Below are 20,129 nucleotides of genomic sequence, written 5' to 3'. Positions count from 1 at the left end.
TACTCTGCGGGGTGACTTTTTGTATAGAAAAAAATTCACATATTCCCAAAACGGCATAATCCGGAATTCTGTATCGTGAAAAGAGGAAAAAGGGCGGTCCCTTCTTCCTCTCGTTCCTTGCTTTTATTGAGAAAGTGTATCACGGTACTCATGAAACTGATCTGTGACATCTTTTGACGGAGCCTGTGTCAATAAGCTGACGACAAATACAGCGGCAAGGCTTACAGCAAAGCCCGGAATGATTTCGTACAAAAAGTCTGAAAGACCGGCATTCGCCCAAATGATTACGGTAATCGCTCCCGCAATCATGCCGGCGAGTGCCCCCCATTTCGTCATCCGTTTCCAAAATAAACTGAGCAGTACGACCGGCCCGAATGAAGCGCCGAATCCCGCCCATGCATAGCTGACAAGACCAAGTATCGTGTTGTTTTTCTCCCAGGCGAGCACCAAAGCGATGATTGACACCGCAAGCACTGCCATTCTCCCCAGAAATACGAGTTCCTTATCAGAAGCTGAACGCCTGAACATGGACTTATACAAGTCCTCCACTAAAGAACTGGACGTAACGAGCAGCTGAGACGAAATCGTACTCATAATGGCCGCTAAAATCGCAGAAATGAGAAATCCCGTAATAATCGGGTGGAACAGAATGTTGCCGAGCTGAATAAAAATGGTTTCCGGATCAGCCAGCTTCAGTCCGTTCTGGTGGTAATACGCGATTCCCGCAAGACCCGTAAACAGCGCGCCTAGTGCAGACAAAATCATCCATCCCATTCCGATCCGTCTGGCACGTTTGATTTCTTTCACAGACGTGATCGCCATAAAGCGCACAATAATATGCGGCTGCCCGAAATAGCCGAGCCCCCACGCAAATAAAGAAATAATGCCAAGGACGGTCGTCCCTTTGAACATGTTAAACAGTTCCGGGTTGACGGAACGGATATCGGCAACGGTTTCCCCCGGGCCGCCCGTATGGAAAATCGTCACAATCGGCACAAGAATAAGCGCCACAAACATAATGATCCCTTGAACAAAGTCCGTCCAGCTTACCGCCAAAAAGCCCCCGAACAAGGTGTAGGCGACAACGACGCCTGTCACGACCCACAGTCCCGTGTGGTAATTCAACCCTAAAATGCTGTTGAATAAGACACCTCCGGATACCATGCCGGATGATACGTAAAATGTGAAAAAGACGAGAATGACAAGACCCGAAAACAGTCTGAGAAGCTTCGTATGATCACCGAAACGGTTTTCAAGGAAACCCGGAATGGTGATGGAATTCCCCGCTTTTTCGGTATACGTTCTCAGTCTCGGCGCCACGAAAAGCCAGTTCGCCCACGCCCCGAGCACAAGCCCGAGCACAATCCAAGCGCCGCTTAATCCTGTCGAGAACATAGCACCCGGAAGCCCCATCAAGAGCCATCCGCTCATATCCGCCGCTCCCGCGCTGAGCGCTGTGACGGCAGGGCCTAAAGAACGCCCCCCGAGCATGTAATCCGTCAGATTTGACGTCCGTCTGTAGGCGAAATAACCGATAAACAGCATACCCGCCATATAAATACAAATGGAAATAATCAACTGAATGTTTGCTATGGCATTTCCTCCTCCGCTTTATATGTTTATGGTGAAATGGACACCCCCCGCGAGGAGGATGCCCATTCAGTCCCTCTTAAAACATTTCACTGATTGTTTTCGCCTGCATGTGGAGGGCCAAATAATCCGGGCCGCCCGCTTTTGAATCAGTGCCGGACATTTTGAAGCCTCCGAACGGATGGTAGCCGACAATCGCTCCCGTACAATTGCGGTTGAAGTACAGGTTGCCGACATGGAATTCCTGTTTCGCCCGTTCAATATGTTTGCGGTTATTTGTAATGACCGCGCCTGTCAAACCGTATTCAGTATTGTTGGCCACTTCCAGCGCTTCATCAAAGTTTGATACTTTAGAAAACGCCACGACAGGCCCGAAAATTTCTTCCTGCATGAGTCTTGCTTTCGGATCAAGGTCAGCGAAGATCGTCGGCTTGATAAAGTAGCCTTTTGAATCATCTCCGGTGCCGCCGCTTACTAAACGGCCTTCTTCTTTTCCGATTTCAATGTAGCTCATGATCTTGTCGTAAGAACCTTGGTCGATGACAGGCCCCATATAAACATCTGCACTGTCAGGTTTAGCAGTTACTTTTGATTCCGTAATTTCAATGACACGCTCTAATACTTGATCATACACTTTTTCATGGACAACTGCACGTGAACCTGCAGAACATTTTTGTCCCGCGAAGCCGAATGCTGATGTAAAGATGGATTGAGCCGCCAATTCAATGTCCGCATCTTCGTCAACGACAACCGTATCTTTACCGCCCATTTCTGCAATGACGCGTTTCAGATGCTGTTGGCCCGGCTGCACTTTCGCCGCGCGTTCGAAAATTCTCGTACCGACTTCACGTGATCCTGTAAATGTGATAAGGCTTGTTTTCGGATGGTCAACAAGATAATCGCCTACTTCTGCTCCGCTTCCCGGCACAAAGTTGACTACGCCTTTTGGCAATCCGGACTCTTCAAGCACCTCAACAAATTTTGCTGCAATAACAGGTGTAGCACTCGCAGGTTTTAGAACCACTGTGTTTCCAGTAACGATCGGCGCCACTGTTGTTCCTGCCATGATCGCAAACAAGAAGTTCCACGGCGGAATAACAACTGTCACTCCAGTCGGCGTGTACACATATTGGTTTTTCTCGCCCTCACGGCTGTTGACCGGTTTGCCTTTTGCCAGTTCGATCATTTGGCGTGCATAATACTCCATGAAGTCAATCGCTTCAGCCGTATCTGCATCAGCTTCGTTCCAAGGTTTTCCCGCTTCCTTGACGAGCAGGGCGGAGAATTCGTGCTTTCTGCGGCGGACTTTGGCAGCTGCGCGGAACAAAACGGCCGCTCTTTCTTCAGGGGATGTGTATCTCCACTCTTCGAACGCTTTCGCAGCAGCTTCAATCGCTTGCTCAGCGTGCTCCTGGGACGCCTTTGACACTTTTCCGACGACTTCTTCTTTATCAGCCGGATTGATTGAAACGATTTTCGCTTCCGTCTCTACCTTTTCACCGTTGATGACGAGCGGATAATCTTTTCCCAGATACTCATTTACCGTCGCAAGCGCTTTCTTAAATTCTTCAACGTTCGATTGATCTTGGAAATTCGTGAATGGTTCGTGTTTATAAGGTGTAGTCATTGTCATCTCTCCCTTTTTTACTTCTTAGTCATTCCTTTAAAGGCGAATGCGATGTTTGAGGGGCGTTCAGCGAGCCGTCTCATGAAATAGCCGTACCAGTCATCCCCGTAAGGCAGGTAGACTCTCATGCGGTATCCTTCTTCCACCAGGCTGAGCTGGGTTTGCGAGCGCATGCCGTACAGCATCTGAAACTCAAAACGGTCGTTTGGAATGCCGTGCTCTTTGGCAAGCTGTTTTGTAAACTCGATCATTTTGTCATCATGCGTGGCAACTGCCGTATAATGTCCTTTTAAAAGCTGTTTGCGGATGAGTCTTTTATAATTTTCATCGACGTCGCTTTTTTCAGGATAGGCCACCTTTTCCGATTCTTTATAGGCCCCTTTGACAAGCCGCAGAAACGGATTCAGCGGGCTGAGGTCATCAAGATCCTTCTCCGTTCTGTACAGATAGGCCTGCACCACGGTGCTTACATATTCATACCGGCTTCGGAAGTCTTTAAAGATATCCAGCGTCTTCTGGCATCTCGTTTCATCTTCCATGTCAATCGTCACCATGACTTTATGTTTTTCAGCCGTCTGGAGGATTTTCGTCATATTTTCATAGACGAGATCGAGATCTATATCAAGACCTAAAGACGTCATTTTTAATGACACTTGGGAATTCAGCTGTTCATCAGCGATTAAGGCGATGGTCTGCATGCACTCCTCGGTGCGTTCTTTCGCGACATCACCGCTGTTGACAAATTCCCCCAAATGATCGACAGTAACTGACAGCCCCTGGCTGTTCAAATGTCGGATTGTCGGGATAGAACTGCGGAAATCCATTCCTCCGATGATTTTGCCGGCTGCCACACGGCTTCCCCAGCTTCGCGCCATCTTATTGAGAAAGCTGCTCTTGGATAAAAATAAGAAAAAATCTCTTGTAATCACTTCCAACCTTAACACCCCGCAATCTAAGAAGTATTTGTATGAGTCTATTGTAAATGGACAAAACATCCTCTCACAATATTCTAAAAATACAAAGATTCTGATAAATTTTTGTGGTTTTACCACAATCAGCTTCTTAGATAGCAGGCGGATTATGCCGAAAAAAGGCGGACGGAAATGACGGCAATCGTCAATTTCCGCCTTTTTCCCCCCACGCCTCTTCGACGGTCTGAATCAATAGCCGATTCAGTTCCTCCGTTATGTCAGGTTTCGGCATTTTGATCGTTTTGACATAGTGCCCGATGCGTTCTATTTCTTCTTCTATAAATGCATGAATGATCGTATTTCTCGGTTCCGGAGCCAGCTCCTGACCGCTTTTTTTCCTTGTAAGCAGTGTATTGATTTCAGAAATGAGCGCTTCATCCGTCAATAAGGCATCGGCCAGTACGGGAAATGACATCGGCGGTACGGAGCCGAACGTTTCAATCCAACTGCAGGCAAGGAGAGGACGCAGAACATAAAAATACTTTTTAATCTTCACTTCACTGCCCCGCAATTCCGTTTTTTCATTCCGTTTTGCCATATTGAGATAATGATAGATGCCGGCTTCAGGCGAAAAGGCGCGGATTTTCAGTTTTCGAAGCTTTTCAGCCGCTGAGAAAGCTTCATAATAGATCATCTCAGAAGAGAGCCATTCCAAAAGAGGCGGATTTGATTTTTTAAAAAGCCGCAGCGCTTTTCTCAGTTCCCAGCCGCTGATGTCAAGCATGTCATGGATCGGCTCTTCTATGACATCCCTATGCGGTTCGATCGAAAAGTACCATTCTTTTTTCGGCACATAGAGAAACCGCACATCGTAGTCGCTGTCGCTTGACGGAAACCCCCATGCGCGGCTCCCTGATTCTACGGCGTAAAGCACCTTGACGCCGTGCTGTGCTTCAATTCGTTTTAATTCTTCGATGATCCTTTGTTTCATCTGTATCCGTCCTTTTCCGTGATCATTCCTGAAAAAAGCCCAAGTACTTGGGCTTTTCGCTGTCGTCAGCCTTTCAGATGCGCTTTCAGAAAGGCCAGCTTTTCCGTATGGAAAGAAGGTATGTATTCATGTCCGAAATACCGGTAAACCTTCAATTCTTTTTCCGTCACCAGATGATTGTACGCGGCAAATACCGTCGACGGCGGGGTCACGCGGTCAATCAGCCCGATGGACATGAGCACCGGAACTTTTACGCGGTCCGCCAGATTCATGATATCAAAATAGGCCAGTGTATTCATCGCGGCCTTCTCCGTTTCGGGGCTGCCGTTCTTTCTGAAAAAGGAGTTAATCTCAAGATACGGCTCATCAAGAGCGACATCAATGGCCCGCTCAAAATTGCTTAAATAAGGATAATCGGCCGCAACCGCTCTCGGAATGTCAGATAGTGCCGCCGCGGCGATTGAAAGTCCGCCTCCCTGGCTCCCGCCGATGACGGCGATCCTCGTTTCATCCACTTCATCAAAGCCGCTGATGACTTCCAAAGCCCGGACGGCGTCTAAGTACACGCCGCGGTAATAATATGTATCTTTATCTAAAATCCCTTTCGTCATCCAGCCGGGAACGTGTCCGTGCGGTGAGACGCTTGTATCTGTGCTGCTGTGCTGGCCGCGGACAAGCATGCCGAACGCGGCATATCCGTGAAGCGCCCAATTTACGATGTCATGTATATCCCCGTCATAGCTCGCATTATAGCCGTGATATTTCACGATGGCCGGATGCGGTCCTTGCCGGTCGGGAACGGCGTACCATCCCTCAATTTCCGCCTTGCCGAAGCTTCGGTATGTCAGCCGGAATACTTTCACGCCGTCAGCCGGGTAGCTTTCAGCCTTCAATTCAGGCTTTGCCTCTTCCTTTGCAAGCTCATGTAATGATGATGCCCAAAAATCCGAAAAGTCATGAGGAGCGGTTTTATTTGGTTTATAGGTTTGCAGTTGGTCGAGCGGCAAGTCGTATAATTGCATATCCGATTATTCTCCTTTGTTTTATAAGATTTAATTTTCTGACTCTATCTTAACACGATTTTACACTCATTTTCTAAACATTTTAATAAACGTTTGTTTAAAAACAAAAAAGCCGTGCGCTCACAGCGTCACGGCTCTTTTTACATCGGCTGATACAGGTCCCAGCCGATTTTTAACGTTTCTACGATATAATCGGCTATTTCTTCTGGTTCCAGATTATCCGTCGCCACTTTTGAATTATGTTTATCATAGATGCTTTGGCGCTCGTTAAAGAGCTGCTGCATTTCATCCATGGAACGGTTATGCAGAACGGGACGGCTTTCAATCAGCAGGTCAGCCCGCTGCTTCCAATTCTCCCATGATAAATCAAGATGGAGCACGAGGCAGTTTTCAAGGCAGCACTGTCTGATTTCCTCTTGTTTAAACGAACCGCCCCCAAGCGACACGATCTTGAATTTCGTATTGCGGCAGATATCTAATATATAGTCCTTTTCAGTCTGACGGAAAAAGGCTTCACCTTTTTTCTCAAACATTTCAGGGATGGACATATTGAAATCTTTCTCAATCTGCAGATCAATATCAATGAAGTCTCTGTATAGTTTCTTAGCGACCAGCTGGCCGATTGTTGTCTTTCCGACACCCATGAATCCGATCAGTACGATATTTCTTTCTCTTACGGGAATGGCACGTTTTGCGTTCATCTTCGGCGAAATCCTCCTAAGAAATGAAAAAGTTATGTTTATTATATGATAACTCAATATTGAAATATAGAGATAATGCAATGAAAGAAAACCCATCCTTTATAAGAAGAGATGAGTTTTTCTTTCTATCGGAGCTTAATGCGTTCCACCTTTCCGACAATGAAAATATAAGAAAATGCCCCGATAAATGCGACAGCGCCGACAAACAGAATCGCTCCGTTATAAGAACCGGTCGCAGAAACGATAAACCCGATGATAAGCGGGGTGATAATACCGGCCATATTGGCGAAAAAGCTAAAGACGCCCCCTGCCAATCCGATTGTTTCGCTTGGCGCGACCTCACTCAGCATCGTCCAGGATATGTTGGACATGCCCTGCGCAAAAGAAGCAATGGATAAGATCGTCAAAACCGCGGGAGCAGAATCCGTAACATTCGCGAGCACGATGGAGCCTGTCAGCAGAAGACCGAGGATGACGGGCGTTTTCCGGGCAACGTTCACCGACACCCCCCGTTTCATCATGCCGTCAGACCAATACCCGCCGAACAATACGCCGAAAAAGGCGGCGATATACGGAATTGATGCGGCGAAGCCGACTTTTAAGAAAGCCATGTGCTTTGCCTCCGCCAGATAAGTCGGAAACCATGTCAAAAAGAAGAACAGCGTGGAGGCTACGGCGAATTGGCCGATATACAATCCGACAAGCTTGCGGTATTTTAGAAGCTGGACGAAATCCGCCCACGATATCCTGCCGGCTGCATCAGACACCTCAGTCAGTCCGCCGCCTTCTTTAATATAATCAAGCTCCTCACGATTCACTTTCCGATACCCGTTCGGCTCGTGATACATTTTAAACCAGAAAATGGAGAAAATAATTCCGAGCACCCCTGAGGAAATAAATACGGCGCGCCAGTCAAATGCCGTTAACACCCAGAATAAAACCGGTGTGGCAAACGCCAGCCCGACATATTCCCCCGCCGTATAAACACCCGTCGCAAAGGCGCGTTCCCGCCTTGGAAACCATGTCGTGACAATCCGGTTGTTTGCCGGAAACGCCGGCGATTCAGCTATGCCGATGAGCAGGCGGCAGCCGAATAGAAACCCGAAACTTGTCGCAAAAGCTTGTACTCCGGTAAAAACCGACCACACAAATAAAGAAATTCCGTATGTCCGTTTTGACCCGAATTTATCCAAAATGAACCCGCCTGGAATCTGCATCCCCGTATAGGTCCAGCTGAACGCAGAAAAAACGATGCCCAAAAGCGCGGGGCTTAGGTTCAGCGAATGTTGAATGGATGGGCCGACAATAGATACACTGGCTCGGTCTATATAATTAATCGCAGTGATAAAAAACAAAAGAACCAATATCACATAACGAGCGCGAGTCGGTTTATTGCGGACGGGACTGAAGGCCCTCAGCTCCGTTTCTTTTTTCAATGGCTTCTCCCCCCTTACTCGAATGAAATTAATTGTACAACACTTCGGTTAATTATTTAATACTTTGACGCAAAAAAGCGTTAAACAATTTGTGTGCCGCACTGACCTGATGCAGACACACCCCGCTTATAAAAAAGTGTCTGCCCTTTTCACCTGTTTATCCGTATCGCACCCGGGGAAAAAGTACACATATGATAGACAGTTACGGGAGGATTACCGATGAAACTGAGTTTTTGCACGACAGGATTTAAGAAAAAGCATATTTTCGACATCATTTCTTTCGCGAAGGAGCACTCCTTTGAGGGAATCGAACTGTGGTACGGACACGCTAAACAATATATAGAGGAAATCGGCCCGCTCGACAGGCTTTATCAGCAGCTTCAGGAGGAAGGCATCGGGGTGCCTGCCGTCAGTTTGTACACTGACTTCGCCACTCAGGATGAAAGGCAGGCGTTAAAGGATGTTCAAAGGGCATCAAGCGCGGCACGACAGCTGCACAGTCCCTTGATCAGAGTCTTTGCCGGCAATCTTCCTTCGCACCGGACGTCACCGGAAAAGTGGCAACGTGCGGTTGATCAATTTCAGCAGGCGGCACGGCTCGCAGATGACTATGAAGTCGATATCGGGCTTGAGATTCATTACGATACGTACGCGGATACACCGGAGGCGGCGCTGGCATTTTTGGAGGATGTCGGACATCCGCGGGTCCGCACCATTTTTGACGGCTCCAACCTACACGTCAATCACGTTGACCAAATGTCCGCTTTGGAAAAACTGTATCATACCGTCAGCCACATTCATCTGAAAAACTATCACTGGAATTTTGACAACTGGTATCTCAGCAAGCCGGTGTCTGTTCTGCAAGGCGATTTACAGCAGGAACCCTTTCTGAAAGAACTGTTGAACAGGCAATACGGCGGATTCGTATCACTCGAATACTTCGGTCATCATGCTGAAGCGCATATGAAAGAATCCCTGAATGAGATCAGGCACTGCTTTAAGAAATAAAAAACATCCCCTCTGAAGGGATGTTTTTTCAAATTAAGAAAAAAATTTTAGAAATAAAGAAGGAATTTTATGGATAATAATCTAATTATTAACACTGTAATACATTTCATTTGAAAAGGGAGTGCTCGAAATGAAATTCAAAAAAGTGTTAACCGGTTCTGCGCTGTCTCTTGCCTTACTGATGTCTGCCGCTCCTGCCTTTGCCGCATCACCAACAGCATCCGTGGAAAATAGCCCAATCTCAACGAAAGCAGATGCCGGCATTAATGCCATCAAACTCGTTCAAAGCCCTAACGGCAACTTCGCTGCTTCTTTCGTTTTAGATGGGACAAAATGGATTTTCAAAAGCAAATACTACGACAGCAGCAAAGGGTATTGGGTAGGGATTTATGAAAGTGTAGATAAATAAAAATGAGATAAACAAAAAACCTCCCTTTTAAAAGGGAGGTTTTTTTCATTCTATTTCCACCAATCATCAAACATTGATGCCGGCACCTGGCGCTTATGCTCTGTACTGAGGTAGCGTTTTTCCAGCGCCTCAATCACTTCGGAAGAAACGTCCTTGCCTTCTAAATAATCATCAATGTCATTGTATGTGATGCCGAGTTCGGTCTCATCAGTCTGCTGCGGTTTTTCATCAAGCAGATCGGCCGTCGGTAATTTCAAATACAGGCGTTCCGGCGCGCCGAGCTCTTCTAATAAACGTCTGCCCTGGCGTTTCGTTAATCCGGTCAGCGGCAGCAGATCAGCTCCGCCGTCACCATATTTCGTGAAGAAACCGGTCACCGCCTCGGCCGCATGGTCGGTTCCGATGACAAGCAGCCCCTCTTGTCCGCCGATGGCATATTGAGCGATCATTCTCATTCTGGCTTTTACATTTCCTTTGTTAAAGTCAGACAGCTGATCGCCCGTGTCTTTTTTATACTGATCAGCGAACGCGCTGACAGCGGACTTAATATCAAATGTCCATGATTTATCAGGTTTAATGAATTTGAGCGCCAATTGGGCGTCATCCTCATCCTGCTGTGTTCCGTGCGGAAGACGGACGGCGATAAATTCAGCGTTTCCGCCTTCTTCTCTGATGCTTTCAGCCGCCAATTGGGCGAGGCGTCCCGCAAGCGTGGAATCCTGCCCCCCGCTGATGCCGAGCACAAAGCCTTTGGCACCTGTTTTTTTCAAATATTGTTTCAGAAAGTTCACTCTGTCCTCAATTTCTTGTTTCGGATCAATTGAGGGCTTTACATGGAGATCATTCATAATTTGTTTCTGGATGCTCATCCCAATCACTCCTCCTGCATTGTTTCTTTATGATCCATTTCCCGTTCATGCTGAAAATGAATCATGCCACTATGTACGACTCTCTGTTAAATATAGCACAGGTGCAGATTTTAAGTGAATCAAATACACCGGGATCAGCTGATTTCCACCCGCAGCGCCGTGATGCTGTCTCCGTTGCATTTTCCTTTTTCAATCGGACAGGATGAAAACGCGACGACGAGATCCATTTCCGCACGGAGCCGTACATAATCACCCGCGTCAGAAAGAGGCGTTTCGACTGATAAGTTCCCCTTCTCATCGAGCACCGTGTTCATAAAGATGGCAAATGGGTAATGCATATGCGGCCGCGGCACCCCGAACGGTTCAAGCGCCCCGCTCATATTGTCATAGCACGTATCCTGGAGCTCGTCTTTATGCTTTCCGTATAAAAGCCTGTTCATATCCGGACGGCAGGCGGGAAGCAGCAGGTCATGCTTGCCGACTGTATCCTCAATCAGCGTCAGCATCGGCTTGTATAAATTCGAATAAATATGATCACCCGTTTTTACATGAATGGACTGGTTGGCATCAATCGTCGCGCCCTGATCAAGATGTTCATAGAAGTCCTTGGCATGATACGCCGTGAAGTCAGCCACCTGCTGTCCTTCCACATCGACTACTTTTATAATCTGCCCTTTGTGAACCTTCAGGCCGAGCCCTTTTTTCGGCGGTACAATAAATTGCTGTGTCATCAGACTGCTCCTTTTTTTCTTCTATTATGAACTTCGGCCGTTTGTTTCATGTAAAGCAATTTATTGGATGTATATTCCCCTTCTGACGGCCGCAATCTAAGCTTTGATAAAGGGGTTGAACTTCATGGGTAAATCACAGGACCAGCCTAAAGGAAATCTCGCTTGGTGGCAGCTCTCCTTAATCGGCGTCGGCTGCACAATCGGGACGGGCTTTTTTCTCGGGTCCAGCATCGCTATTGTCAAAAGCGGATATTCCGCGCTGATCTCATTTCTTATTGCCGGGCTTGGCACCTATTTTGTCTTTGAGCAGCTCGCGAAGCTTTCGGCCAAACAGCCCGAAAAGGGGTCTTTTTGCGCTTATGCGAGAAAGGCTTTCGGCACTTGGGCCGGTTTCAGCAACGGATGGGTGTACTGGTCGTCCGAGATGCTGATCACGGGAAGCCAGCTGACAGCGATCTCGCTGTTTACGAAGCATTGGTTTCCGAATGTGCCGCTGTGGATTTTCGCCTCCATCTATGCGGTGCTCGGTCTTTTGATTATATTTACGGGGCTGTCCGTTTTTCAAAAAACGGAAAATGTGCTCGCTGTTGTCAAGACGGCGGCGATTTTTATGTTTATCGTGATCGCCATATTGGCGTTGTGCGGTATATTTTCTCATAAACCGGATGTGCAGGTGCCGAACGAATCAAAGGATTTGTTCCCGCACGGAGCGATGGGTTTATGGACGGGACTGATTTATGCGTTTTACGCCTTCGGAGGAATTGAAGTCTTGGGGCTGATGACCGTGCATTTGAAAAAGCCGGAGGAAGCCTCAAAATCAGGCCGGCTGATGCTTGCCGTTCTTGCGGTGATTTACGTCATTTCTCTCGGCCTGGCGCTGCTGTTAGTGCCGCTGGGCAAATTCACCGAACAGGACAGCCCGTTTATTACATCGCTGAAGGGTTTTCATTTAGATCTCATTCTTGATATTTTTAACGGGATTTTTATTATTGCGGGATTTTCCACGCTCGTCGCCTCGCTGTTTGCCGTGACGACATTGCTTTGTACGATGGCCGATGACGGGGATGCGCCGAAATGCTTCAGATTAAAGGAAAACAAAAAAATCTGCTGGCCTGCGCTAGGATTGACGTTTGCCGGACTCATCGTCTCCATCATCCTGTCATTGGTGCTGCCGAAAAATATATATGAACACATGACAACCGCGGCGGGCCTGATGCTTCTTTATACGTGGCTGTTCATTTTGTTCTCGGGCAAGAAACTGCTTGAAACGACAAAGATGGGAACCGTTCAGATTGTTATCGCCCTTGTGCTGATTGTCGCGGCCGTCTCCGGGACGCTGTTTGAGAAATCGAGCCGGCCCGGTTTTCTGGTCAGCCTTTGTTTTCTCGCCGTCATTGCGATCGTGACATGGATCGTACAAAAAAAGCAGGGACACAGCCCTGCCGGATCATAGCTTATTTCGTCGGTTTAAACAGTCTCTTCAAATAAGAAAAGGGACACTTTGACACTTGCGTCTCATCATCACGGAGGAAATATTGCTTCCATTCTAAATTGTCTTTTCCTCCGTACCACCCCAATCGGGGATGAAGAGGGGCTTCATCATACGCCTCTAAGCGTTTTCTGATCAGCCGGCTCATGTTTCGTCCGAACGCGGTTGAATCATTTAATCCTTCGAAAACCCATCTCGGCTGAAACGCCAGCATAAAAAACGGGAAGCTTCTGCTTTGTCTCGCTTCATGCGCAGGCGTCGCGCACAGAATAAAATACGGCTCGCCGTCAAAGCAGAACTCCCATTTATAATGTTCAGGGTCCTCCGGTATGTCTTCCGGCCAGTCATTCGGGTCGCAGCCGCTCAGCCGGTTTAAAAAAGACCAGAACAGTTCTTCATACGCCTCAACGGAATAATGCTCAGCTAAATCCTCAGGCGTATCAAAAATCACAAGCAGCGACGCGTATTTTCCGGTATTCCTTGAGATCTTTCCGTACTCGGACAGCAGCATCCCCACTTCCTCCGGGGTTCCGTCTTCGCGGGGATCACCCGCAAAGGATATCCGGAGCTGATCTGTCAAAAATCCCTGACGTCCCGGAATGCACGGAAACGCGTCCGCTTTATCACCTACTTTTTCTGATAGAAGCTCAAAAGCGACTCTCTGCCAATTTGGCAGATCCAACAACTTTTCCTCAAGGCAACTTTTTGTGTACAGCTCGCTTGCCATCAGCCCACCTCCAGTATCGTCAGGATACGTTATGATGGAGACAGGCGATGGGTGACAGTCCTTCTATTTATGAGATGAGCATTTGAATCCCCTGCCAGCCGAAATAAAATCCGAAAACGATCAAAGACACACCCGCCGCTCCCGTCAGCCAGCGAAGCGCTGTTTCATGAAGAAGATTTCTGAAAGTGCTCGCAGCGACCGCCATGCAAAAATCCCAGATCAAAATGCCGAGAAGAATGCCGGAGCTGTAAATCAAAAGCTGATTTGCATCGAAGGATTCAGCGGTTTTGGCGAGAATGCTGCCGTATATGCCGAGCCAGAATAAAATGCTCAGCGGATTGGAAAGAGAAATAAAAAATCCCGCGCCGAATGTTTTGTAAAAAGCCGGTTTTCCTTTTCCGCTTCTGACATTCATGGCTTCCCTTATATTTTTTAACGTTTCGACTCCCGTATAGGTCAGCACGAAAAAACCGAAGAGCCACAAAAACGTTTTTACAAAAGGAGCGGTCAAAAATTGAGACAGCCCGAAATAGATCAGAATCATATACAGCCCGTCCGCGGCCATGGCGCCAAGACCGAAAATCCATGCATGCCAAAAGCCGTTTTTGATGCCTTTGTCAATTTGCGCCGCATTGACCGGTCCGACAGGTGCTGACAATGACAGCCCGAGAACGATGTAGCTTAAAAAGATGTTCATTGGCTTCCCCCTCATTCATGCAACTTGTACAAGTTATTCATGAATGGGCCGTGCTATGATATATTATTTTAATTTCTCAAGCTCGTCTTCCATCATGTCCGTCGCTTTTCCTAAAAAATCGAATATCAGCCGCAGTTCTTCTTCTTTATATTGCCGGCAAAGGCTGATCGTGGACTGGGATAAGGAGCTGAACAATTGCTTCACATTCGCCTTTCCGGCTGTCAGCGGCACGATAATCACCCGACGTTTGTCTTCGGGGTCTTTTTTCCTCATGACATATCCCGCTTTTTCGAGCCGGTCAATGAGCGCCGTTACCGAACCTGTGCTGAGACCGGTTTTTTTCCCAAGCTCGCCTGCGGTCATCGGGCCTGCTTCATTTAAGATATCAGCTGATTTTAAATCGGTCGGAAACAGACCGAGAGATTGAGCGGCCGCCTGATGAAAAAGGATCGTCCTTGTGGCCATCTTTCGGAATAACTGTATCGCGGTTTCCTCCGTCTCGCTTCTGGTATTTCTTGTTGACAACTGACAGGCCTCCCTATAAAATCAATTTATCTTGACGATCAAGATAATTTTCGGCAAATCTAATATGATCATAGCAAATTTAATGATCAAAAGTAAGTATGGGAGGAAAAAGCATGGAACAAACAGCCGCGAAGGACGCCTCGACGAAGTTTGTCGTCATCGGTCTTTTGCTGGGCATTTTAATGTCGGCTATGGATAATACAATCGTTGCCACTGCGATGGGAAATATCGTGGCGGACCTCGGAAGTTTCGATAAGTTCGCGTGGGTGACGGCATCATACATGGTAGCCGTTATGGCCGGTATGCCGATTTACGGAAAACTGTCCGATATGTACGGACGCAAACGTTTCTTTTTATTCGGTCTTATTCTTTTCTTAATCGGATCCGCGTTATGCGGAATCGCCCAAACAATGGATCAGCTCATTATTTACCGCGTCATTCAGGGAATCGGCGGAGGCGCGCTGATGCCGATCGCCTTCACGATCATTTTTGATTTATTTCCGCCGGAAAAACGCGGAAAAATGTCGGGCATGTTCGGTGCCGTTTTCGGCCTGTCCAGCGTTCTCGGGCCGCTTTTAGGCGCGCTCATTACCGACTCCATCAGCTGGCACTGGGTGTTTTACATCAACGTGCCGATCGGTATTTTATCATTGTTTTTCATTCTTCGTTATTATAAAGAATCCCTTGAACACAAGAAGCAGAAAATCGACTGGGCCGGCGCAATCACGCTGGTGGTTTCCATTGTCGGTCTGATGTTCGCTCTTGAGCTCGGCGGAAAAACGTATGATTGGAACTCCGTGCAGATCATCGGTCTGTTCGCTGTGTTCGCCGTGTTCTTTATCGCCTTTTTTATTGTGGAAAGAAAAGCGGAAGAACCGATTATCTCATTTTGGATGTTTAAAAACCGTTTATTTGCTACGGCACAGATTCTGGCGTTCCTTTACGGAGCCACGTTCGTCATTTTAGCGGTGTTTATCCCGATCTTCGTTCAGGCTGTGTACGGAAGCACCGCGACAAGCGCGGGCTTTATTTTGACGCCGATGATGATCGGTTCTGTTATCGGAAGTATGATCGGCGGAATTTTCCAGACAAAAGTGCGATTCCGCACTTTAATGCTGATTTCCGTGGTCGCTTTCTTTATCGGAATGCTGCTGCTTTCCAATATGACACCGGATACGGCGCGTACGATGCTGACGGTATTCATGCTGATCTCAGGATTCGGCGTCGGCTTCAACTTCTCACTGCTGCCGGCTGCGTCCATGAACGATCTGGAGCCGCGTTACCGCGGAAGCGCCAACTCAACAAACTCGTTTTTGAGATCATTCGGTATGACGCTCGGTGTGACGATTTTCGGAACCATCCAGACGAATGTGTTTACTAACAAGCTCACAGATTCATTCAGCGGCATGAAAGGAGCGGGCGGTGCGATGCAGAACATCGGAAATCCGCAGGAGATTTTCCAGGCCGGCACGCGCGCTCATATTCCGCCGCACATTCTGGATCGCATTATTGACGCCATGTCGCAAAGCATCACATATGTATTTACGCTTGCGCTGACGCCGATCGTCATTGCGGCCGTTACCATTTTGTTTATGGGAAAAGCGAGAGTAAAAACCTCTCAGGAAATGGCGAAAAAAGCGAATTAACGAAGAAGATCGGGTTTAGTGAAACTTAATTATCCCCTATCAAGTAGAGATGGAATAGTATAGTATTTACCCACTTATAGGTGAGTTCATTAAATGCCTGATACTTATGCAATCAACATTTCTATACTTAAACTTTATAAGGGAAGAAATGCTATTTAACTTATAGTAAGCAAATTGTTGAACTACCCTTTGTCATAGGGCAACCATTCGTTCATGGCTGCTTTATGACTATCCTTTTTCATCGATTTTCCTGACATTGACGAACTGGATATTAGACACTCGTATATCATTTCTAATTGAGAATAATGTCCACTAAGCAAATTTGTCGGGCTTTGAATTTATAGATAATAGTTATCGAAAATACTCCCCTTAGGCAGGCAGATTAGGATAACATCTGCCTGCCTAAGGGGAGTATAATACCTCTAAACAATTCTGCTTTTTTATAGTGTAAATTTTACGCCGCTAAAACAGCCAATACACAATTCTTTAATTTAGTATTCCTTAGAACGCGATTTTATATAGATTAAGCATATACATACGAAAATAACCAATACCAAATATGCTATCCCTTGCCAGTTGATTATCTGTTGCCAATTCCACACAGATAACAACAAATTTTTCATGTGATAAAATGGGTTTATATAAACAATATACTTAACAAATTCAGGAACAGACTCGATAGGAAACATAAGGCCGGATCCAAATAATACATATTGAAACATGACTATTGTATAAGGAAGAACTTGCCTTGAATTTTTAAAGAGATTATGAGTAGATAAACTAAACAACAAGGTTATACCGATTACAATCAGGAAAGTTAGAATGAATAAAAACATATGATCTGTCAAAATAGTATGGAAAACAAGTTTACCAACAAGCAATATCTCAATAAAACCAATTAACGAGATAAGAACTCCTCTAATAATATATGTAAGAATTACATGATATATTGTAATAGAAGACATAATTAAACGTTTATGAATTCCTCTTTCTTTTTCTGTTACATATTGAAGACCAATATTAAAAAATAATACGAGAAATGAGATTAATAAGCTGTAAATTGGAATATACGGACCAAAGTTTTCTGCTCCTCCAATCTGTTCTTTGAAAATAGACATAAAGACAAAAAAGAAAATCCCAGGCAGTATAAGAATTGGTAAAGCGAAAAAAGGTTCACGTAAAAAAACAACAAAATCATATTTACATAATTTAAATAAAGATTTACTCATTATGTGAAGACTCCCTTTCTAAAATAGCAAAATACACTTCTTTAAAATACGTACATTGATACTTTTCTCTTAACACTGTTGGAGAATCGAATTCTGCAATTTTGCCATCTTTTAGAATAAGAGAGCGGTCTGCGTACATATCCACTTCTTCCATAGAATGAGAAGACAATAAGATTGTTGTTCCGTTATTTTTCGCCAACTTAATAGCATCCCATAAATCTTTTGTCGCTTTAGGATCAAGTCCCGTTGTAGGCTCGTCCAGAAAAAGTAATTCAGGCTGGTTTAAAAATGCAGTAGCTAACAAAACTCTTTTCTTCCAACCCCCCGATAGTTTCTCATACTTTGTATTCATATGTTTTGTAAGCGAGAATAAGTTAACAACTTCATTGATTCTATCATTAGATATATCATAAAACGAGGCGAATAAGTCTAACACTTCTTTTGTTTTTAGGTATGCATACATCCCCCCCTCCTGAAAAACAACTCCGATCTTTGAACGCACTTTTTGAATATTAGATTCTTTATTTAAGTTATGACCTAATATTTGAACATCACCTGAATCGTATTTTTTCAATGTCATTAAAATTTCTAACATGGTTGTTTTCCCAACCCCATTAGGGCCTAATACTGCCACAATCTCGTTATTTTCAATAGTGAAGCTAATATCCTGCAGAACTTTTTTATCTTTATATGATTTGTTCAAACCTTGAGTAATAACTTTCATTTTAAAACCTCTCTCTTTAATTGGATTATCCTAGAGTTAAGAGAAAACTTATCAATGCAAAATACAGAATTTAAGGGAAGCTGAGCATCTTCAGACAGATACTTTAGTGAATCAGCATTAAGATATGAGATAACCCGTTGAATCATTCCTGCAGATAAGAAATTTAAAACTGAAGATGGCGCCTTTGTTTCTTTATCGTAGTTAAAAAGAAAATCGGAATAAGAAACAGTTTCACCTGAGAATACTAAGGGACCGATCACTAACTCATTTTCATAAGAACCATAATATAGAATACCTTTATTTCTTGAGGATTCGATTCTATTAAATAGCTCTGGCAAAACATATTTATCTAGTATCTTGTTGTCAACAATATGAATCACGTTTTTTCCTGCTAATGTTTTAAAATCATATATTTTTTCAAAAATTAAAATCTTTGCTTTTTTGTTTTCCAGGTTATAATGGTCTTTCACACTATTTATAAAGTCCGGCACTTGCTGAAATGGACTTCTGCCTGAAAGAATATTTTCATATGGAGTTAATTTTTCCTTTAACGATACAATAAGTGTGACATCTATTGAGAGATTCATGAGCTGATGAAAAACAAGTAGATTTGTTTGGGAAGCTCCCCACAAAAAAATTCGAGATGAATCATATTGGTGGTTGGATAATTGATATGTACTATAAAAGTGATTATAATTAATAATGTTTTCTCTCTCCAGTATTTTTGCATCAATCATTAAATCTTCGCTATTATTAGTACTGATAAACAAATCTGGATATCTGTTATATAATGAAATGATTATATTACCTTCAATAGAGGATTTTAATATTTGAAGTGATTGAAAATGCTGCCCCCAGCGATTAAAATCTACATTCTCTAATTTTTCCAATGAACTCATGCTAAATTTCAAAAAAACCATTTCATTATTTTTATCATAAACAAATACTTGACTTGGATTTTGCGGATTTCGTATGATTTGATAGTTTTCTTTAAGTTTTATGAGCTTCTCAGACATACAGATTATCCCCCTAAGAGTGTATAAATAATCATTTTTGACGTATTATCTAAACCGAGTATTTGTTTTACTGTTTTTTCATAAAAGCCTCCTATAGGAATACTTGAAAGTCCAAGAGCAGCACTGGTAAGTAAAAAATTTTGAGCCATATGCCCAGCATCTAAATGAATAATTCTATATGTAAACTCAAGATATTTCACAAATATATCCTTGTCTTCAGCTACCAAAAATAAAACAATTTGACATCCATCAATAGAAAAAAAACCCACATCAGTAGATGCACTAAAAGCTTTTAAATCATCAATATTAAAATCGCAGATTTCCACAATCTCTTGATGATCTATGTTATATTTATACACTTTCTCCTCTAACAAATTGCTATCTACACTTCTTGCTGTCGGCACAAAATAGACTTCTATGGGGTAAAATTGACCACCAGAGGGATATGTCCGCTTTTTTTCCCTAATATTACTAATACCAAAGCTATATGTCAATAACTGCTCTAACATTTCAAAAGTTAAATCCAGTTCAGAAAATACCCAGGAAGATCTTCTTTTTTTTAGCACTTCTGATAATTCCACTTCTAAAGAAGGCAAATTCTCTATACTTTTTAACTTATATTTCACTTTTGCACCAACACTGTCTAAGGAATGAATAGCATATTCCCTTCTTGGGGCATTTATCATCTGAATATGGGGGGCATGGTTTGATTGCAGATGATATTTTCTGTAAAGTGTATTTTCATAAGTAATTGATTGATTGAAGTTCCATTTCATTTTTT

General features: G+C 44.6%; 20 protein-coding genes. 4 read left to right on the top strand and 16 right to left on the bottom strand.

The genetic code is table 11. The features are described from left to right. Positions 1-123 precede the first annotated feature (123 nt). The 7 genes from putP to V7728_RS10945 form a co-directional block, all read right to left on the bottom strand. Complete coding sequence (gene putP / locus V7728_RS10975; RefSeq protein WP_015239118.1) at positions 124-1,578, bottom strand: sodium/proline symporter PutP; 1,455 nt, start codon at positions 1,576-1,578, stop codon at positions 124-126. A 91-nt stretch (positions 1,579-1,669) separates the two neighbouring features. Next, entirely contained in the window at positions 1,670-3,217 is a 1,548-nt protein-coding gene (pruA, locus tag V7728_RS10970) for an L-glutamate gamma-semialdehyde dehydrogenase (RefSeq protein WP_011996302.1), read from the bottom strand. Positions 3,218-3,234: 17 nt separating this feature from the next. Then, entirely contained in the window at positions 3,235-4,146 is a 912-nt protein-coding gene (locus tag V7728_RS10965) for a proline dehydrogenase family protein (protein WP_087920787.1), read from the bottom strand. A 187-nt stretch (positions 4,147-4,333) separates the two neighbouring features. After that, the gene (locus V7728_RS10960; RefSeq protein ID WP_099566382.1) at positions 4,334-5,119 is read right to left on the bottom strand and encodes a nucleotidyltransferase domain-containing protein; all 786 of its coding nucleotides are present in this window, start codon (positions 5,117-5,119) and stop codon (positions 4,334-4,336) included. A 65-nt stretch (positions 5,120-5,184) separates the two neighbouring features. Further along, entirely contained in the window at positions 5,185-6,141 is a 957-nt protein-coding gene (gene cah, locus V7728_RS10955; RefSeq protein ID WP_099566381.1) for a cephalosporin C deacetylase, read from the bottom strand. Positions 6,142-6,281: 140 nt separating this feature from the next. Next, positions 6,282-6,842, bottom strand: coding sequence for a shikimate kinase (locus V7728_RS10950; protein ID WP_003156609.1), 561 nt, complete (start codon positions 6,840-6,842; stop codon positions 6,282-6,284). Positions 6,843-6,967: 125 nt separating this feature from the next. Continuing rightward, a complete protein-coding gene (locus V7728_RS10945) occupies positions 6,968-8,278 on the bottom strand; it encodes an MFS transporter (protein WP_099566380.1) in 1,311 nt (436 codons plus the stop codon). A 219-nt stretch (positions 8,279-8,497) separates the two neighbouring features. Here V7728_RS10945 and V7728_RS10940 point away from each other — a divergent pair, with 219 nt between their 5' ends. Together V7728_RS10940 and V7728_RS10935 are read left to right on the top strand one after the other, a co-directional pair. Further along, positions 8,498-9,286: a sugar phosphate isomerase/epimerase family protein gene (locus V7728_RS10940; protein WP_099566379.1), complete on the top strand. Its 789-nt coding sequence runs from the start codon at positions 8,498-8,500 to the stop codon at positions 9,284-9,286. Between the two features lie 130 nt (positions 9,287-9,416). Continuing rightward, entirely contained in the window at positions 9,417-9,695 is a 279-nt protein-coding gene (locus V7728_RS10935) for an antimicrobial peptide LCI (RefSeq protein WP_007609269.1), read from the top strand. A 50-nt stretch (positions 9,696-9,745) separates the two neighbouring features. Here the strand turns inward: V7728_RS10935 and nadE are convergent, their stop codons facing one another. Both nadE and V7728_RS10925 read right to left on the bottom strand, forming a co-directional pair. Next, positions 9,746-10,564 carry an ammonia-dependent NAD(+) synthetase gene (gene nadE, locus V7728_RS10930; protein ID WP_007409061.1) on the bottom strand — a complete coding sequence of 273 codons (819 nt, stop codon included), beginning with the start codon at positions 10,562-10,564 and terminating at the stop codon, positions 9,746-9,748. A 134-nt stretch (positions 10,565-10,698) separates the two neighbouring features. Further along, complete coding sequence (locus V7728_RS10925; RefSeq protein ID WP_011996295.1) at positions 10,699-11,295, bottom strand: DUF1989 domain-containing protein; 597 nt, start codon at positions 11,293-11,295, stop codon at positions 10,699-10,701. A gap of 124 nt (positions 11,296-11,419) precedes the next feature. Between V7728_RS10925 and V7728_RS10920 the strand changes: the two genes are divergently transcribed. Beyond that, complete coding sequence (locus V7728_RS10920) at positions 11,420-12,748, top strand: amino acid permease (protein WP_082998941.1); 1,329 nt, start codon at positions 11,420-11,422, stop codon at positions 12,746-12,748. A gap of 1 nt (position 12,749) precedes the next feature. Here the strand turns inward: V7728_RS10920 and V7728_RS10915 are convergent, their stop codons facing one another. The 3 genes from V7728_RS10915 to V7728_RS10905 all read right to left on the bottom strand — a co-directional run bounded on the left by V7728_RS10915 (position 12,750) and on the right by V7728_RS10905 (position 14,733). Beyond that, positions 12,750-13,511: a YqcI/YcgG family protein gene (locus tag V7728_RS10915; RefSeq protein WP_082998940.1), complete on the bottom strand. Its 762-nt coding sequence runs from the start codon at positions 13,509-13,511 to the stop codon at positions 12,750-12,752. 67 nt (positions 13,512-13,578) lie between these two features. Further along, positions 13,579-14,208, bottom strand: coding sequence for a LysE family translocator (locus tag V7728_RS10910; RefSeq protein WP_003156625.1), 630 nt, complete (start codon positions 14,206-14,208; stop codon positions 13,579-13,581). Positions 14,209-14,271: 63 nt separating this feature from the next. After that, complete coding sequence (locus tag V7728_RS10905; protein WP_003156626.1) at positions 14,272-14,733, bottom strand: MarR family transcriptional regulator; 462 nt, start codon at positions 14,731-14,733, stop codon at positions 14,272-14,274. A gap of 113 nt (positions 14,734-14,846) precedes the next feature. On the opposite strand from V7728_RS10905, the gene V7728_RS10900 reads away from it, so the two are divergent. After that, complete coding sequence (locus V7728_RS10900; RefSeq protein WP_038456904.1) at positions 14,847-16,379, top strand: MDR family MFS transporter; 1,533 nt, start codon at positions 14,847-14,849, stop codon at positions 16,377-16,379. 491 nt (positions 16,380-16,870) lie between these two features. Here the strand turns inward: V7728_RS10900 and V7728_RS10895 are convergent, their stop codons facing one another. From V7728_RS10895 to V7728_RS10880, 4 genes are read right to left on the bottom strand one after another with little or no spacing between them, the layout of a single operon-like run. Continuing rightward, positions 16,871-17,608: an ABC transporter permease gene (locus V7728_RS10895; protein WP_060563048.1), complete on the bottom strand. Its 738-nt coding sequence runs from the start codon at positions 17,606-17,608 to the stop codon at positions 16,871-16,873. Then, entirely contained in the window at positions 17,601-18,332 is a 732-nt protein-coding gene (locus tag V7728_RS10890; protein ID WP_099566378.1) for an ABC transporter ATP-binding protein, read from the bottom strand. The genes V7728_RS10895 and V7728_RS10890 overlap by 8 nt, the downstream gene beginning before the upstream one ends. Beyond that, entirely contained in the window at positions 18,329-19,348 is a 1,020-nt protein-coding gene (locus V7728_RS10885; RefSeq protein WP_099566377.1) for a hypothetical protein, read from the bottom strand. Before V7728_RS10885 ends, V7728_RS10890 begins: the two co-directional genes overlap by 4 nt. A gap of 5 nt (positions 19,349-19,353) precedes the next feature. Next, positions 19,354-20,124, bottom strand: coding sequence for a SagB/ThcOx family dehydrogenase (locus V7728_RS10880; RefSeq protein WP_099566376.1), 771 nt, complete (start codon positions 20,122-20,124; stop codon positions 19,354-19,356). Between the last annotated feature and the right edge of the window lie 5 nt (positions 20,125-20,129).

The sequence above is a fragment of the Bacillus sp. JHAA genome, from assembly GCF_036961585.1.
GTDB classification, from domain to species: Bacteria; Bacillota; Bacilli; order Bacillales; family Bacillaceae; genus Bacillus; species Bacillus velezensis.
Note: the sequence above shows the minus strand (reverse complement) of the source record. Positions and strands in the feature narration are given on the sequence as shown.